Source organism: Azospirillum lipoferum, from assembly GCF_024170005.1.
Lineage (GTDB): Bacteria > Pseudomonadota > Alphaproteobacteria > Azospirillales > Azospirillaceae > Azospirillum > Azospirillum lipoferum.
On record NZ_JALJXJ010000005.1, the window covers coordinates 1 to 15,981 of the forward strand.

16 protein-coding genes and 2 pseudogenes are annotated in these 15,981 nt (G+C 63.7%); 5 read left to right on the forward strand and 13 right to left on the reverse strand.

All coding sequences use genetic code 11. From position 1 onward, the window contains the following. Positions 1 to 130 precede the first annotated feature (130 nt). A pseudogene (locus tag J2848_RS12440) lies at positions 131 to 337 on the reverse strand (hypothetical protein); the annotation flags it as partial. A gap of 174 nt (positions 338 to 511) precedes the next feature. On the opposite strand from J2848_RS12440, the gene J2848_RS12445 reads away from it, so the two are divergent. Together J2848_RS12445 and J2848_RS12450 are read left to right on the forward strand one after the other, a co-directional pair. Continuing rightward, the gene (locus J2848_RS12445; protein WP_149231339.1) at positions 512 to 1,150 is read left to right on the forward strand and encodes a GntR family transcriptional regulator; all 639 of its coding nucleotides are present in this window, start codon (positions 512 to 514) and stop codon (positions 1,148 to 1,150) included. Between the two features lie 2 nt (positions 1,151 to 1,152). Next, entirely contained in the window at positions 1,153 to 2,316 is a 1,164-nt protein-coding gene (locus J2848_RS12450) for an amidohydrolase (RefSeq protein WP_149231340.1), read from the forward strand. On the opposite strand, the gene J2848_RS12455 is transcribed toward J2848_RS12450, so the two are convergent. The 7 genes from J2848_RS12455 to tauA form a co-directional block, all read right to left on the reverse strand. Then, positions 2,296 to 2,433 carry a hypothetical protein gene (locus tag J2848_RS12455; RefSeq protein ID WP_376992704.1) on the reverse strand — a complete coding sequence of 46 codons (138 nt, stop codon included), beginning with the start codon at positions 2,431 to 2,433 and terminating at the stop codon, positions 2,296 to 2,298. The genes J2848_RS12450 and J2848_RS12455 overlap by 21 nt on opposite strands. A gap of 87 nt (positions 2,434 to 2,520) precedes the next feature. Then, entirely contained in the window at positions 2,521 to 3,918 is a 1,398-nt protein-coding gene (locus tag J2848_RS12460; RefSeq protein ID WP_149231341.1) for an aminotransferase family protein, read from the reverse strand. A 44-nt stretch (positions 3,919 to 3,962) separates the two neighbouring features. Beyond that, entirely contained in the window at positions 3,963 to 4,751 is a 789-nt protein-coding gene (locus J2848_RS12465; RefSeq protein ID WP_149231342.1) for an SDR family NAD(P)-dependent oxidoreductase, read from the reverse strand. A gap of 14 nt (positions 4,752 to 4,765) precedes the next feature. Further along, positions 4,766 to 5,518, reverse strand: coding sequence for a sulfite exporter TauE/SafE family protein (locus tag J2848_RS12470; RefSeq protein WP_149231343.1), 753 nt, complete (start codon positions 5,516 to 5,518; stop codon positions 4,766 to 4,768). A gap of 27 nt (positions 5,519 to 5,545) precedes the next feature. Next, positions 5,546 to 6,427, reverse strand: a complete 882-nt coding sequence (locus J2848_RS12475) for an ABC transporter permease subunit (RefSeq protein ID WP_149231344.1) — start codon at positions 6,425 to 6,427, stop codon at positions 5,546 to 5,548. Then, entirely contained in the window at positions 6,424 to 7,248 is an 825-nt protein-coding gene (gene tauB / locus J2848_RS12480) for a taurine ABC transporter ATP-binding subunit (protein WP_149231345.1), read from the reverse strand. The genes J2848_RS12475 and tauB overlap by 4 nt, the downstream gene beginning before the upstream one ends. 40 nt (positions 7,249 to 7,288) lie before the next feature. Beyond that, positions 7,289 to 8,296, reverse strand: coding sequence for a taurine ABC transporter substrate-binding protein (gene tauA / locus J2848_RS12485; protein ID WP_149231346.1), 1,008 nt, complete (start codon positions 8,294 to 8,296; stop codon positions 7,289 to 7,291). 293 nt (positions 8,297 to 8,589) lie between these two features. On the opposite strand from tauA, the gene J2848_RS12490 reads away from it, so the two are divergent. Then, positions 8,590 to 10,074, forward strand: coding sequence for an aminotransferase-like domain-containing protein (locus tag J2848_RS12490; RefSeq protein ID WP_149231347.1), 1,485 nt, complete (start codon positions 8,590 to 8,592; stop codon positions 10,072 to 10,074). Positions 10,075 to 10,129: 55 nt separating this feature from the next. Here the strand turns inward: J2848_RS12490 and J2848_RS12495 are convergent, their stop codons facing one another. The 3 genes from J2848_RS12495 to J2848_RS12505 all read right to left on the reverse strand — a co-directional run bounded on the left by J2848_RS12495 (position 10,130) and on the right by J2848_RS12505 (position 13,131). Then, positions 10,130 to 10,828: an IS6 family transposase gene (locus tag J2848_RS12495; RefSeq protein ID WP_149231676.1), complete on the reverse strand. Its 699-nt coding sequence runs from the start codon at positions 10,826 to 10,828 to the stop codon at positions 10,130 to 10,132. 145 nt (positions 10,829 to 10,973) lie between these two features. Then, positions 10,974 to 11,987, reverse strand: coding sequence for a polysaccharide deacetylase family protein (locus tag J2848_RS12500; RefSeq protein ID WP_211103101.1), 1,014 nt, complete (start codon positions 11,985 to 11,987; stop codon positions 10,974 to 10,976). Positions 11,988 to 12,228: 241 nt separating this feature from the next. Then, positions 12,229 to 13,131: a LysR family transcriptional regulator gene (locus J2848_RS12505; protein WP_149231348.1), complete on the reverse strand. Its 903-nt coding sequence runs from the start codon at positions 13,129 to 13,131 to the stop codon at positions 12,229 to 12,231. Between the two features lie 131 nt (positions 13,132 to 13,262). Between J2848_RS12505 and J2848_RS12510 the strand changes: the two genes are divergently transcribed. After that, on the forward strand, positions 13,263 to 14,057 hold the full coding sequence (locus J2848_RS12510) for an SDR family NAD(P)-dependent oxidoreductase (protein ID WP_149231349.1): 795 nt from the start codon (positions 13,263 to 13,265) through the stop codon (positions 14,055 to 14,057). A gap of 85 nt (positions 14,058 to 14,142) precedes the next feature. Beyond that, positions 14,143 to 14,361: a hypothetical protein gene (locus tag J2848_RS12515; RefSeq protein WP_149231350.1), complete on the forward strand. Its 219-nt coding sequence runs from the start codon at positions 14,143 to 14,145 to the stop codon at positions 14,359 to 14,361. Between the two features lie 60 nt (positions 14,362 to 14,421). Here the strand turns inward: J2848_RS12515 and J2848_RS12520 are convergent. Together J2848_RS12520 and J2848_RS36110 are read right to left on the reverse strand one after the other, a co-directional pair. Next, a pseudogene (locus tag J2848_RS12520) lies at positions 14,422 to 15,083 on the reverse strand (IS6 family transposase). Positions 15,084 to 15,127: 44 nt separating this feature from the next. Then, positions 15,128 to 15,862, reverse strand: coding sequence for a FadR/GntR family transcriptional regulator (locus J2848_RS36110; protein ID WP_246193845.1), 735 nt, complete (start codon positions 15,860 to 15,862; stop codon positions 15,128 to 15,130). Positions 15,863 to 15,981: the final 119 nt, after the last annotated feature.

The following is a 15,981-nucleotide window of genomic DNA, read 5'->3' on the forward strand; positions in this document are numbered from 1 at the left end:
CCACGGCTCGGAAGCTCCTCGTCACCCTCAACGCGATGATTGCGACGGGCACCGATTACGAACCACCGGAAGCAGCCTGAATACAGTTGCCGGGAAACCCGGAGCGGTTCAGTTCACCCGGCTTGGGCCGGCGGCGCTTGAGCGTGGTGGCGAACTCCCGTCCGAAGCACAGACTCCACTCCCGGATGGTCTCGTAGCTGACCTCAATGCCGCGCGCCGCCAGGATCAGCTCGACCTCGCGCAGGCTCAAGCTGAAACAGGGATACAGCCACACCGCTTCGCTGATGATCTCGGCGTGAACCGGAGACAGAGCGCCGATCGCCTGCTGGACGATCACGGGCGTGAACTGATGGTGGGCAAGCGAGAGCGGCCAAAATCGGTGAGTAGGCCGTCATAGCCGCCAAGCGCCCATCGCTGATGTGACAATACCCCGACGTACCATGCGTGACCGCCTTCTCTAGTACGACAGCACGTTTGACAACGTGCTCAGCATGAGGTATTGGATACAATTATGAAATCGGATACACAAGAGACTCAGGCAGACGCGGTTGCGGGAAAAATCCGGGCGCTGATCCTGAACGGGACTTTTCATCCTGGTCAGCCGCTGCGGCAGGAGGCGCTGTCGGAGCAGCTTGGAGTCAGCCGCACACCGTTGCGGCACGCGCTCCAGTCACTTGCCGAGGATGGGTTGGTTGAGATTACCGGCTACAAGGGCGCGCGGGTCAAAGAACTCGATCAAGGAATGGTCAGCGATCTATTTGACATGCGTCTCTTACTGGAACCGCTTGCCCTCAGATCTGCCCTTCGGCATCACACGAAACTGGATTTTGCCAAAGCCGAGATGGCTTTGGACGCAGCCGACGCCGAACAGGATTTGGCAAAGCTGGCAGAACTAAACTGGGATTTTCATTATGCCCTTTACCGTCCATCGAACCGGCAGACACTGCTGAGGACCATCGAACAACTAAACAAGGCATCGGCTTTCGCGGAGGTGATGGCGAGTTCCATTGCTGTCCGTTCTGAGAAATCGTCTAGCGAACATCGAAAACTGCTTCAGGCTTGCCAAAATGGCGATGAAGTTGGTGCTGTTTCAATGCTGCGCGAGCATTTGCAACTTGCCCGCCATGACATACGGAATTGGGAGGAATAGACATGCCCATCATAAACAGGATCGGCGCGTTTCATGACGAGATGACTCAGTGGCGGCATCACCTTCATGCCAACCCCGAACTTTCCTACAGGGAAGAAAAAACAGCCCAATTCGTTGCCAAAAAACTGCGCTCTTTTGGGATCGAGGTAACCGAGGGTGTGGGCGGTACGGGTGTTGTCGGTGTCCTTTATGGGAACAGGAAAGGCGAGCGCTCCATTGGGCTTCGGGCGGACATGGACGCGCTTGCGATCGAAGAGCGCAATGAGTTCACGCACCGTTCGGTGAGCAAAGGCATCATGCACGCTTGCGGGCATGACGGGCACACCGCCATGCTTCTTGGTGCCGCCCGCTACCTTGCCGAGACCAGACGTTTTGCGGGCCGTGTTGTTTTCATCTTCCAGCCCGCCGAGGAGATGGGGGGTGAAGACGGCGGGTCGGCTCGCATGATCCGGGAGGGGCTGTTCGAGAAATTCCACTGCGACGAAATTTACGGTGTGCACAATTGGCCGGGCATGGACGTCGGAACCTTCGCCGTGAAAGCGGGACCGATGATGGCGTCGGGCGACAGCTTCGAGATCGAGGTTTTTTCCACCGGAATGCATGCAGCCCAGCCGCAGAAAGGAGCTGACGTTGTTCTGACGGCCGGGCATATCCTCGTCGCACTTCAACAGATTTCCGCGCGAAACACCGACCCTCTGGATGCAATTGTCGTGAGTGCAACTCAGATTCATGGCGGTGACGCTTACAATGTGCTGCCGAATAAAGTCACCATTCGAGGCACTGTGAGAGCCTTTTCTCCCAGCGCGCGCATGGCGGCCGAGCCTGCAGTGCGGCGCATCGCGGAAGGCATTGGGATGTCCACCGGCGCACAGTGCAAGGTTTCCTACAGTCAGCAATATCCGACGCTCATCAACGAACAATCCGCTGTTCGATTGGCAGAAGCTGCAGGAATGACTGTGTTCAATAAGGTCGAGACGAATCCACCGCAAACAATGATTGTCGAAGATTTTGCTTTTATGCTTCAGGATCGACCTGGATGCTACGGCTGGATCGGCAACGGACCAGACGACAATGGGCGCATACTCCACAGCGCATGGTACGATTTCAACGACGAAGCGTTGCCCTTTGGAGCCTCCTACTTTGCCTCACTGGTTGAAGCGCGGTGAACTGCACCAGGCCTCCTCGACATCCCGGTAGCTCAGCGTGAAGCGGAAATAGAGCCAGATCGCGTGCCGGATGATCGCGGGCGGGAACTGATGGCGGACAAACGAGAGCGGCGACATTCGAGGAGGATAATGCCGCGATAGGCGCGCCGCCACCGATCCCGTGACAACGCCGCAAGACCCTTTACGGCGTCTTAGAGATGTCCGTCAGTGGAAAACGCGGGAGAGAGAGTTGTCGATGGCCGCGACGATGCGGTCGATATCCTCGGCCGTGGCGATCAGCGCCGGGCTGAGGCACAGCGTGTTGTTCAGTCCGGGCAGCGAGCGGTTGGTGGCGCCGATGATGACGCCGTTCGCCATGCAGTCGGCCACCACCGCCTGCACCAGCCTTTCCTCCGCCGGTTCCTTCGTCGTCCGGTCCTGCACCAGCTCGACGCCGCAGAACAGGCCTTTGCCGCGCACGTCGCCGACGGCACGGTGACGCTCCGACAGCTCCCATAGGCCGGACATCAGCCGCTCGCCCATCGCCCGGGTGTTGGCGATGAGATCCTCGTCCTCGATGATCCGCATGTTCTCCAGCGCCGCCGCCGGCCCGGCGACGCAGCCGCCGAAGGTCGAGATGTCACGGAAGAAGGACATCGGATCGGCCGGATCGTCCTTGAACAGCTCGAAGATACGCTCGGTTGTCACGGTGCAGGAGATCGCGGCATAGCCCGACGCCACGCCCTTCGCCATGGTGACGAAATCCGGCTGCACCCCGTAATGCTGGTAGCCGAACCACGTGCCGGTACGGCCTACTCCGCACACCACCTCGTCGATGTGCAGAAGCACCTCGTGGCGTCGGCAGATGTCCTGTACCTTCTCCCAATAGCCCTTCGGCGGTGTGATGACGCCGCCGCCGGCGGTGATCGGTTCCAGGCAGAGTGCGCCAACCGTGTCCGGCCCCTCGCGCAGGATCACCGCCTCGATGGCATCGGCGGCCAGTTCACCGTAATTCTCCACGGCACCGTACTGGCTGCGGTATTCCAGGCAATGCGGCACCTCGACGAAGCCGTCGGGGAAGGGGCCGAACTGCGCGCGCCGCTGCGCCTGCCCGGCCGCCGCCAGCGTGCCGAGCGTGGTGCCATGATAGTCGCGCTCGCGGTAGAGGATCTTGGATTTGCGACCGCCATGGTGCCGGTGCGCGATCTGGCGCACCATCTTGAACACCTTCTCGTTCGCTTCCGAACCGGAGTTCGAATAATAGACCCGGCTCATCCCCGGCATCTTGCCGACCAGCTTCTCGGCGAAGCGGGCGCCGGCAATCGATCCGGCGGAATTGGCGAAATAGTTGAGTCTCACCAGCTGGTCGCGCACCGCGTCGGCGATGCTGGCCCGGCCATAGCCGACATTGACCGTCCACACGCCGCCCGACACGGCGTCGAGATACTCGCGCCCGGCGGCGTCCCACACCCGCATCCCCTTGCCTTCGACGAAGATGCGCGGATCGGTCGTCTCGAACCCCTTGTGCTGGGTCAGATGGTGCCAGACATGGGCGCGGTCGGCCTCGATGATGTGGCGGATGTCGTTTGTGCGTGACAGGTCGGTCCGAAGGACGTCATCCATCGGTCATCTCCTAGGGCTGGAAGGCGGTGCCGCTCAGGGCGGGATCAGGCGGGCGTATCGCGGTGGATCTTGAACGGCGCCCAGGACTGGCTGACCGGCATGATCTCGACGCTGTTGATGTTGACGTGCGGCGGCAGCGAGACCACCCAGCGCACCGTCTCGGCGATGTCGTCGGGCTGAAGCGGGTTGGCGCCGCCGTAGAGCGCATCATAGGCGGCCTTGTCGCCGCCGGTGCGCACCAGGGTGAATTCGCTTTCCGACAGGCCCGGCTCGATGGAGGTGACGCGCACGCCCTGGGCCGATAGGTCACTGCGCAGGCCGAGCGAGAACTGCTTCACGAAGGCCTTGGTGCCGCCATAGACGTTGCCGCCGGGATAGGGCCAGTTGGAGGCGACCGACGCCAAGTTGACGATCAGCCCGCGCCGGGCGATCAGCCGGTCCAGCAGCAGCCGGGTGATGGTGACCAGCCCGGTGACGTTGGTGTCGATCATCGTCCGCCACTGTTCCAGGTCGCAGTCCTGCGCCACCCCGGTGCCCAGCGCCAGCCCGGCATTGTTGACCAGGACCGAGATGTCGGTGAACGCCTCCGGCAGACTGTCCAAGGCGGCGCGGGTCGCCTCCTCATTCCGGATGTCGAAGCACAGCGGATGGACCACCGACGGCCCGCCCAGCGCCTCCACCAAGGCATCCAAGCGATCCTGGCGCCGGCCGGTTGCGACGATCCGCCAGCCCTCCGCAACCAGCCGCCGGGCGATGGCGTCGCCGAATCCGGAGGTGGCGCCGGTGACGATCGCCGTTTTGGCCGTGGTGCTCTTCGGGGCTATTGTCGACATCGTGCAATCTTTCCTCATGACGGTGCAAAGCTCAGGCCGAGGGTGACGGCGGTCTGGATCAGCCCGGCCACCGCCACGGCGAAAAGTCCCCCGGACGCCAGCCGCCGCCAGCCGTCGACGCCGAGGCGGGCGGACAGCAGCCGGCCGGCGGCGAAGCCGGCCAGCGTCGGTCCCAGATAAGTTGCCAGCAGTCCGACCACGTTGGGGTCGATGGCTCCGACCATGGCGCGGCCGGCGAGGCTGATCGCATCGACCGCGCCGAAGAACACCGCCAGCGTCCCCTTGATGGTCCGCCGGTCACGCCCACCCGCCAGCAGCCACGCCGCAATCAACGGTCCGCCGACGGCGAAGGCGGCCAGCAGCACGCCGACGACGAAGGCGATGGCGCCGCCGATTGCCCGGTGCCCCAGCCAGTGCGGCGGCTTCCGCACCAAGGCGACGCAGGCCGCCCCGAAGACCGTCACCGCCACCAGCAGCCGCGAGGTCCCGTCGTCGAGGCCGGCGGCGATCAGGCTGCCGCACAGCGCACCGGCGAAGCCCATTGCCAGCATCAGCCACGCCACCGCCCAATCGACCGCCCCCTGTTCGCGGTCCAGCAGCAGGAAACAGGTCAGCAGCAGATCGCTGACCAGGATGAAGGGAATGCCGGCGGCGGGCGACGGCAGGAACAACAGCCCCAGCGCCGCGATCAGGGCATATCCGAACCCCGTCACCCCGCGAAAGGCGGCGGCGAGGAAGGTCACGCCCCCGAAGAGGATCATGGACATCTGGCTTGCGACCTTCCCGGAGCGGCTTCAGACCTTGCCCTTCCAGGGCACCAGACGGCGTTCCAGCCAGCGCATGCCGAACTCGAACAGGGCGGCGAAGGCGCCGATCACGAAAATCCCCATCAGCACGATGTCGGTGCGCAGGAAGTTGGAGGCGTTCAACACCATCTGCCCGATTCCGGTGGAGGCGGCGACCATCTCGGCGGCGACCAGCGTCGTCCAGCCCACCCCCATGCCGATCCGCAGGCCGACCAGGATGTCGGGCAATGCCGCGGGCAGCACCACATGCACCACCACCTGCCATCGGCTGGCGCCCAGCGCGCGGGCGGCGTTGACCTGGTCGGCCGCCGCCGCCGACACGCCGGCCCGGGCGGCCAGCGCAACCGGGGCGAAGCAGGCGAAGAAGATCAGCAGGATCTTCGACGTCTCGCCGATGCCGAACCAGATGATGACCAGCGGCAGATAGGCCAGCGGCGGCAGCGGCCGGTAGAACTCGATGAAGGGATCGAGTGCGGCGCGCAGGGCCGGGCTGAGCCCGGTCGCCAACCCGACCGGAATGCCGATCAGCGCCGCCAGCAGAAAGGCGCTGACCACGCGCAGCAGGCTCATGGCGATATGTTCGGTCAGCGGCGCGCCGTCGATCCGCCCGTCCACCGCGTCGAGGAAGGCCTGGAAGACCGTCCCGATCTTCGGCAGGAACAGCGGCTTCACAACGCCCTGGCTCGTGAGCGCCGCCCACAGGGCCAGCGCCGCCAGGATGGCTGCCAGGCTGATCAGCGCCGGCTGGGAGTGGAAACCCTGCATCCGGCGGCGCAGCCGGCTCAGCGGCACCAGTCCGGTGGGGATGCCCGTAAGGCCGGTGCCGAGGCGTTTGGTGGATTGCGGCTGCTCGGTGACGCTGGGTTTCATGCGGCCTCTCCTGTGGTAGCGGCGCTGCCGCTGTCGCTGCGTTCGTGGCCTTGGTCGCTGCGCTCGTGGATGAAGCCCAGCACCCGCTCGCGCATCGCGATGAAATCGGGGGAGGATTTGACCGACCGCGCATCCTGACCGGCCAGGAAGCGCCGGCTGAAATCCAGCGGGATCGTTTCGGCGATCCGGCCGGGGCGCGGGGTCATGATGATCAGCTTGGTCGCCAGGAAGATCGCCTCTTCCACCTCATGAGTGATGAAGAAGGCCATCTTTTGCGTCTCCGCCCACACCCGCAGGATCAGTTCCTGGATCTGTTCGCGGGTGAAGGCGTCGAGCGCGCCCAGCGGTTCGTCCATCAGCAGCATGCGCGGGTCGGCCGCCAGCGCGCGGGCGATGCCGACGCGCTGCTGCATGCCGCCGGACAGCTCGTAGATCCGCTTGTCGGCGAAGGACGCCAGCCCGACCAGCTCCAGCATGCTGCGGGCGCGCCGGCTGCGTTCCGCCTTGCCCATGCCCTGCATCTTCAGGCCGAAGGCGACATTGTCGACCACGCTGAGCCAGGGCATCAGGGCGTGGTGCTGGAACACCACGCCGCGATCGGCCCCCGGTCCGGTGATCGGCTTGCCGTCCAGCAGGATTTCCCCGTCCGTCGGCGGCAGGAAGCCGGCGATGCAGGACAGCAGGGTCGTCTTGCCGCAGCCCGACGCGCCGAGCGCCACAACGAATTCCCCCGGTTCGATGGTCAGATCGACCCAGGACAAGGCGACGGTAGCGCTTTCCCCGCCGCCATACTGGACGCTGACATTGCGGACTTCGAGCATGGCTGGTTTCCCGGCTTGAGGGAGGGGAGAGGGTAGTGCGTTACTTGGCCGCCGCCTTGACCACGTCGGCGGTCACGAAGGGGCCGTAGTCGGGGGCCAGTTCGGTGACGCGCCCCTGGCTCTTCAGGAACTCGGCGGTCGATTTCAGCGCCTCGGCGGCGCCGCCGCCCAGCCACTCCTTGGACGCCTGCTCCTCCAGGGTCGGGAAGCGGTAGGCGGCTAGCCCGTCCGGCACGTCGGCCGGGGCCGCACCCGTCCATTTGGCGATGGCGGCGGCCTGCGGCGACGTCGCGGTCCAGCCGGCGCCAGTCTTGGCGTAATCGGCGTCAGCGGCGGCCAGCAGCTTGACGAAGGTCGTCATGAAGTCGGGGTTGGCAGCCATGAAGGCCTTGGTGGCGACGATGCCGTCGAAAGTCGCCTTGCCCTTCCTGGCGAAATCGCCGGCGCTGGCGATGACGGTGCCGTTCTTCTTCGCGGTGGTCAGGACCGGCGCCCAGATGAAGGTGGCGTCGATGTCGCCGCGCTCCCACGCCGCGGCGATTTCCGGCGGACGCATGTTCAGCAGCTTGACGTCCTTGCCCGACAGCCCGGCCTCCTGCAGCGCATACATCAGCTGGTAGTGGGAGGTCGAAACGAAAGGCACGGCCACCGTCTTGCCTTTCAGGTCGGCGATGGACTTGATGCCGCTGCCATTGCGGGCGACCAGCTGTTCGGCATTGGCAATGTCGTCCAGGATCCAGAACAGCGTGATGGGAAGCCCCTGCGAAGCCGCCGCCGCGATGGGGGAGGAGCCGGCCTCGCCGATGTCGACGTTGCCCGACGACATGGCGCGGATCACGTCGCCGCCGCCGCCGAACTTCACCCATTTCACGGCATAGCCGGTCTTCTTCTCCAGCTCGCCGCTTTCCATCAGGACGCGGATGGGCGTCATCATGTCCTGATAGGCGAAGGTGACGGTCTTCTCCGCGGCCACAGCCGGGGCGGAGGCCCCGAACAGCGCGCCGAATGCTACGAAGGCGGTGGCGAGCAGGGTCTTGCTGAAGATCATGGCAGGGTCTCCGTCGAGGCCGGTCAATTCGATGCGGCCATTAGGACCCAGCCACCGTCCCCGCCGAAAGGTCCAGATTCCCCTGGTTTGCGGCAGCGACTGGTCCGGCGCCCGATCCGCTGCCCCATCCCGCGCCATGTGGCGCCCGTTTGGGCAGACGCCCGCCTGACAACCATTCCACCCGCCATATCCGACGCCGTTCGGCCCTTCAGCCGTCGGCACCCTTCTTGCTTTTCCGCATACCAGGGCAGGTAGCCTCACGCGATGGCCCGGGGAAGAAGGACGGTTGCACCATGCAGATCGACACCGCCTGGCGGATGCTTTTCGGCGGAATGGAGCGCGATGCGCAGGGGCTGAGCGCACGTGTCCGTGGCATCATCGCGGAAGCCATCGAGACCGGCCTGTTGGCTCCCGACATGCGGGTTCCCTCCAGCCGCAGCCTTGCCGAGGCGCTGGGCATCTCGCGCAACACCGTCAACGCCGCCTATCAGCATCTGATCGATGACGGCATGCTGGTCGCGCGGGAGCGCAGCGGATGCTTCGTCGCCTCGTCCGACGACCGGCGGGCGTCGTCGCATACGGACGCCGGCGTTACAGTGGACAAGGCCGGCGGCTGGGCAGCGCGCTTCGCCATCCGGCCATCGCGGATGCCGCAGATCACCAAGCCGCGCAACTGGATGGATTATCCCTATCCCTTCCTGTTCGGGCAGTTCGATCCCAGCCTGTTCCCGACCAACCCGTGGCGGGAGAGCGTGAAGGCGGCCTCCAGCGTGCAGGAGATCACCCGCTGGGCCCGCGACATGATCGACGACGACGACCCCGACCTGCTGGACCAGCTGCGTCACAAGGTGCTGCCTCGCCGCGGTATTTTCGCCGGCCCGGGGGAGATCATCGTCACCATCGGTTCGCAGCATGCGTTGTCGATGCTGGTCCAACTGCTGGTCGGCCGTGACACGCCGGTCGGCGTCGAGAATCCGGGCTATCCCGATGTGCGCCACATGGTCGGCATCGCGACGGCGGACATGCGCCCGCTGACCAGCGACGGTCTCGGCGTCGTGCCGGATGCGGTGTTCGCAAGCTGCCGGATTGCCTTCGTGACGGTGGGACACCAATGCCCGACCACGGCCGTCATGCCGATCGGACGGCGGCGCGCCCTGCTGGACGCTGCCGCCCGCCACGACGTCGTCCTGGTCGAGGACGATTACGAATCCGACCTGTCGGTGGAAGGCGATGCCGATCTGCCCTGCCTGAAGAGCCTCGATCGGGCCGACCGGGTGATCTACACCGGCAGCTTCTCCAAGATTCTGGCGCCGGGCCTGCGCATCGGCTACATCGTGGCGCCGAAGCCGGTGATCGACGAACTGCGCGTCCTGCGACGGCTGATGCTGCGCCACCCGCCGACCAACAACCAGCGCAGCCTCGCCACCTTCATCCAGCTCGGCCATTACCGACAGCATCTGCGCCGGACCGCCACCGTGCTGGAGGAGCGGGCCGCGCGGATCGCCGACCTGCTGCCGGAGCTTCTGCCCGGCTGCCGCTTTCGCCGCGATTTCGGCGCGAAAAGCTTCTGGATCGAAGGTCCGCCCGACCTGGACAGTCGCGATCTGGTCCGCAGGGCGCGTGACCAGGGCGTTCTGATCGAGGCCGGCGACATCTTCTTCCTCGATCCGGCAGAGGGCCGCCGTTTTTTCCGGCTTGGCTTCACCTCCATCGCCACTCACCGGATCGACCCGGGACTGCGCCGTCTGGGCGCCCTTCTGCGGAACAAGACCGCCTAGGGCTTTGTCACGGCAACTGAGTCGGCAAGTAGAGCTTGCGAACTTGGCAACTGGTTCACGCCGTGGCGGTGGCGGCCCGCCAGTCGGCCACGGCCTGTGCCCGGAAGGTACGCAGAGTGTGGCGGGAGACCAGGTGGCGCTGGAGGTTGAAGGTATTGTAGACGGCGGCATGCAGAGAGACGAAGCGATGGGCGGAACCCGATGATTTGAACCGCTGCATCTTGCCCTCTCGTCGCCGGAGCGGCTGGTGTGAGACCTCGGCGCGGTTGTTCGTTCGCCGCCCTTGTTCATGATGGGCGGCCAGACCGAGTTCGCGGAAGGCGGCCCCGTAGGACCGGAGCTTGTCGGTGGTGAGCTGGGTCGGCGAGAAACCATGCTTCTTCAGCAGTTTACGCATCAGCTTGCGGGCTGCGGCCTTATCGCGCGGGCGCTGGACGAGCACCTCCAGCACCTCGCCTTCATCATCGACAGCCCGCCACAAGTACATCAGCTTTCCGCTGACCCTGATCACCATCTCGTCCAGATGCCAGCGTGGTGGGCTGGGCCTGGGACGCAATCGCCGCAGGTCGACGGCGATGGCCGGCCCAAACTTCAGGACCCAGCGGCGGACGCTCTCGTAGGACACCTCCACGCCGCGTCCGGCCAGCAGCTCCTCGACATCCCGGTAGCTCAGCGTGAAGCGGAAACAGAGCCAGATCGCGTGCCGGATGATCGCGGGCGGGAACTGATGGCGGGCATACGGGAGCGGCGGCATCCGAGCAAGATAATGCTGTGACGGGCGCGCCGCCACCGTTCCCGTGACAACGCCCTTCGACGGCATGGGCCGCCGCTGCGCCGGTCGGCGCGGATACCAGCGGTCATGATCAATGACCGCTGGTATAATGCGTTTTCGAAGCGGGTCATGGCAGACCAGTTTCGGTGGCAGGTCCCCGGCGTACGATTGGAGTGAACTGACGCTGAGACAACGCCCAACGGGCAATCTCATCCTTCCTGGCAAACCAGACTCCGTCATGGCTCTTTGCGTATGTAAAAAAGCGGTCGAGCGCGTGAATTCGATTGGCGTGACCACTGAGCCGGTCATGCATGCCGATCACCATCATCCGGCGCTTGGTTGAACCCTCGGTATAGAGTTGGTCAAACTCATCACGAAGCGCTTGTTCATGGGCGTGCGGATCATAGCCTTGGAAGGGAAAGACCATGTCATTCATATGGATGGTGTAAGGTACCATTGCGAAATCACGGCCGCGCACCGGGATGATGAAGGGTTCGTCGCGGCTCGGCTCATCGATGCTGTATAGAAATCCGAGGTCTTGCAGCGTCTCGGAAATACTTATCGAATTCCGCATGAAGTACGCGTTCCAACCGACCGGTTGTACTCCGGTGATCCGTCGGATGGTATCGGCCGATTCCTTAATAAACGCCTTTTCCTGTTCACGCGGCAGGTCATAGGATGCCGACCAAGTCGTGCCGTGCGCTCCCGGTTCGTGACCGCGGCGGACGATCTCGCGCGCCAGGTCCGGGTGCTTTTCAATGGCCTTGCTGATCATGAACGACGTGACTTTGATCTCGTGCTTGTCGAACAAGTCGAGCGCGCGAGGGATGCCTTCGTTCACGCCGTAATCGAAGAAGGCGTTGGTCGGCTGATCGGGAAAGCCGGGCTTGATGGGTTCCGGCAGCGCGCCGCCTGCGCCTGATATTGGCTGCCCGCCGCCCTCGAACATCAAGGAGATGCTGATCGCCAAGCGTGCGCCATTGGGCCAGAATGAACTCGACTTCTCGGGGGCTGGTGCCGCGCGTTCTGTTTCACCGCTCGCCACTAAGGCAGCGGCGGGCGCTGTCGCCATGAATGCACCTGTCGCTGCGACCCCGGCGAAGGCGCGGCGCGTCAACTCGACTTTTGCGATTTCGACCATAGTGATGCTTCCTTCGATCCGATCTGATGCGCCGTCATCAGCGGCGGTAAGGCCGCACGGCGTTCCGTGATCCTCGAATGGTAAGCGCCGTGACGAGGGCGAGAAGCAGTGCCAGTGGCACGGCAGTCGTTCCGGCAAGTCCGCAATTCCATCGCCAACGTCAGCGCGGGCTCGACGTTTCACGAGCGTTCGTCACCTGCGATTGGCATCATGATGGAGAGCCGTAACATTGCCGTGCGTCTCATCTCGCCAGAATTTCGGACACGAACTCGATAAAGGCTCTCACCTTCGGTGAAAGTTGCCTCGCCGATGGGAACAGGACGGAGATGGGCGGCCCATCGACAGCATAGGCATCGAGCACCTGGACCAGCGTGCCCGACTTCAGATGTGGCTCTGCCATGTAAGTGTGAAGTTGGACCAGCCCCGCGCCGGCCAGCCCGGCCTCGACAACCGCATCATTGTTGTTGAAGGTCATCGTACCGGTCACCGGCCGCTGGAAGGCTTCGCCGTTCTCTGCGTTGCGGAACCACCAGGACGCAACACAATCGCCATCCTGCGGCAGACGTTGGATGCAATCATGCCGGTCCAGCTCTTCAAGGCTTTGCGGCACGCCATGCGCCGCGATGTAGGCCGGAGCAGCACAGACGATATAGCGGATCGTCCCGACCCGTCTTACCATCATCCTTTCATCGCGCGGGAAGCCGATGCGCACAATGGCATCGAGCCTGGCTGCGATAGGATCAGTCAACGTATCGGCAAATGTTGCCGTAATCCGCAGTTGCGGATGGCGGGCAGTCAGTCTGCCAAGCTCCGGCACGATCTTCAGACGGCCAAGCGCGGTCGGCATTTCGATCCGAAGCAAGCCGCTTGGCTTGGCGGCACGTTCGCGCATCTCACGTTCAGCTTGCTCGATTTCAGCCAGGATCGTGCTGCACCGTGCGAGGAACGTCTCACCATCCTCCGTCAGCGACAGCGAGCGGGTCGTTCGCTGAAACAGGCGCACGCCCAGCCGATCTTCCAGCCTCAAGACACTCTTGCTGACGGCCGATGGAGAAATCCGCAACGCCCGACCAGCCGCGGCAAAGCTGCCCTGCTCGGCGACCTTTACGAAAGCGGCGATGCTGCCCAGCCGATCCAGTCCCATAGCTCATCCACACCTTTTGAGCCCAGATTGACGAATTTCAGGAACGAAAGCGAGGACATTCACGCGCCTTATGCCGCTCGCCGCAACCATCCATTTTCTGGTGATCAACACCAAGCAAAGGACTGGATCCCATGCAAATCGACCTGACCGGCAAGCGCGCAGTCGTCACCGGATCCACCGCCGGCATCGGCCTCGCCATAGCCACCGGGCTTGCCCAGGCCGGCGCAGAGGTTGTCGTGAACGGCCGGACCGAGGAGCGCGTCCAGAACGCCATCGCGACGATCCGCATGGCTGCTCCCGCCGCAATCCTGTCCGGGATCGCATCCGACCTGGGGACAGCCGAAGGCGCCGCCAAGCTTGCGGCCGGAGCCGCCGAGGCCGACATCCTCGTCAACAGCGTGGGCGCCGCTTTGTTCAAGTCGTTCGACGATCTGACCGACGAGGACTGGCTGTTCATGTACCAGCTCAACGTCCTGAGCGGCGTCCGTCTGACAAAGCACTACCTGCCCGGCATGGTCGAGCGTGGCTGGGGGCGCATCGTCTTCATCAGCAGCGAATCGGCGCTCAACCCGCCCAAGGAGATGATCGATTACGGGATGACCAAGGCCGCCCAACTCGCCGTCGCTCGCGGTGTTGCCGAACTGGCAGCGAGGACCGGCGTCACGGTCAACTCCGTCCTGCCAGGGCCAACGCGTTCGGAAGGGTTCGGCGCTGTGCTGGAGGGCATCGCTCGGCAGACCGGGCAGAGCATCGAGCAGGTGGAGAAGGGCTTTCTTGAACAGAATCGACCGACATCGTTGCTCGGCCGCTTCTCGACCACGGAGGAGATCGCGAACATGGTCGTCTATGTCTGCTCGCAGCAGGCATCCGCGACCAATGGCTCTGCGCTGCGCGTCGATGGCGGCGTGGTCCGCTCAATCACCTGAACATGGTGACGGCGGCCGGCATGGAACCTGCCGCCGTCCCAGCCGCTCTCCTTCCAACACGGGTGGGACATTTGAGGAGTTATGCATGATCGTCGATCTTAAGAATGCTCGCGTGCTGATCGTCGGCGCATCCGGTGGCATCGGTAGCGCCACCGCCGATGCATCGGTGGAGGCATTCTTCGCCGCGAGCGCCACATTCGATCACGTAATGGTCGCCGCAGCGCGGACGAAGACGGGCTCGGTTGGAACACTCGCGGGCACCGTCAATTTGTCGGCGCCGGTGATGGTGTTGGGCGCGGTATGACCGGGAATGTCCGGTGGACAGAAGTGATTACGCGGCCAGGGGCTCGCCGGCCACCTGGGCCTAGACGGCGAAGGCCTGGGCTCGGGCGGTGCGGTACTCGGCAGCGGGGCGACGGTCGCGGCGGAGGTGGACGAGGTTGTTGATCGGGTCGTGAATGGAGAGGAATCGCTGCACCTGCCGGGGTGACTTGAAGCGCTTCATCTGCCGCTCGCGTCGGCGCGTCGGCTGATGGCTGTTCTCGGCCCGGTTGTTGAGGCCCTTATGCTGGCGGTGCTTGCAGCGCAGCTTCAGGGCCTTCTTGGCGGCGGCGTAGGACTTCAGCTTGTCGGTGACCAGCACGCGCGGCGCCCGGCCCTGTTTTTTCAGCAGCTTGCGCGAGCCAAGCGTTTGGCCGCCTTCGTATCGCGCCGGCTTTGCACGAGCACGTCGAGAACAAAGCCGTCCTAATCGACCGCCTGCCAGAGGTAGTGTTTTTTGCCGGCGATGCTGATCACGACTTCATCCAAATGCCACTTGGCGCCTCGCGCAAGGCGCTGTTGCCGGATGCGGGTGGCGATCTCCCGGCCGAACTTCAGGCCCCATTGGCGCACGGTTTCATGGCTGACCGTGATACCACGCAGCCCCGGCATCTCCTCGACCATCCGAAGGCTCAGCGGAAAGCGGAAACACAGGTACATCGCGTAGCTGATCACCTCGGCAGGGAAGCGGTAGCCGGCGTACATCGACAAGTTGATGGTACCGGAGTAGGTGATACGTAATGTCCACCTTAGCCAGTACGTTCAATGCGCCGTTCCAAGGCCTCGCGGTAGCGTTCACGGGTATAAGCTGCAAGGTTCGTGAGCGCTCTTGAACCGGATTCAGCGTCCCGGAGTTGTATAGAGGCAAGAATTTGTTCATGAAATTCGACAATCGCGCGGCGGTCCCGAACTCGGAAGATGATCATGTTGCTGACTGGCTGCAATGCTTCAACAACAGAGTGCATCAGGAAGCGCAACAAGGTGTTGCCGCAGGCATCCACAAGCGTACGATGGAAGCGAACATCAGACGCGCAGAACTCCTCGTCGGTCAGCAGAGCGTCGCGCTGTTGCTCCAACTCTCTCTGCATGGCGTCGAGGTGCTCGTTTGTCCTATGCTCCGTTGCGAGCCTACAGCAAACGATCTGTAGCTCAAGACGGGCTGTGGCCATATCGTCAAGGCTGATATCTCCGACTGCAACCATCAACGTCGTCGCATTGGCAAGCGACTGGGCTGCTTCTTCCGGTGCAGGGCTCGCGACGAAATTTCCCCCCGATGGCCCTCGCCGCGAGCGAATCAAATGCTGTGCGGCCAGACGTTTGAGGGCCTCGCGTACTGTTGGACGGGAGACCTTGAAGCGCAGCGCAAGTTCTTCCTCGGTTGGAAGCCGCTGATCCACTTTGAGCCGGCCATCCATAATTGCGGCTCGAATGCTTTCGGCAATTTGTTTAGCTGCGCTGACCGTCACTACGCTCTCGAAGTCCACCACCTTGCTCCTTTACTTCCTGCCCTCACAGCCGCTCCATCCCACTAACACGCTATTCATCGTGTGTCCCGCAGAATGTCTTATCGCTATATGATGAGTTACAACATATCCGACGAGCA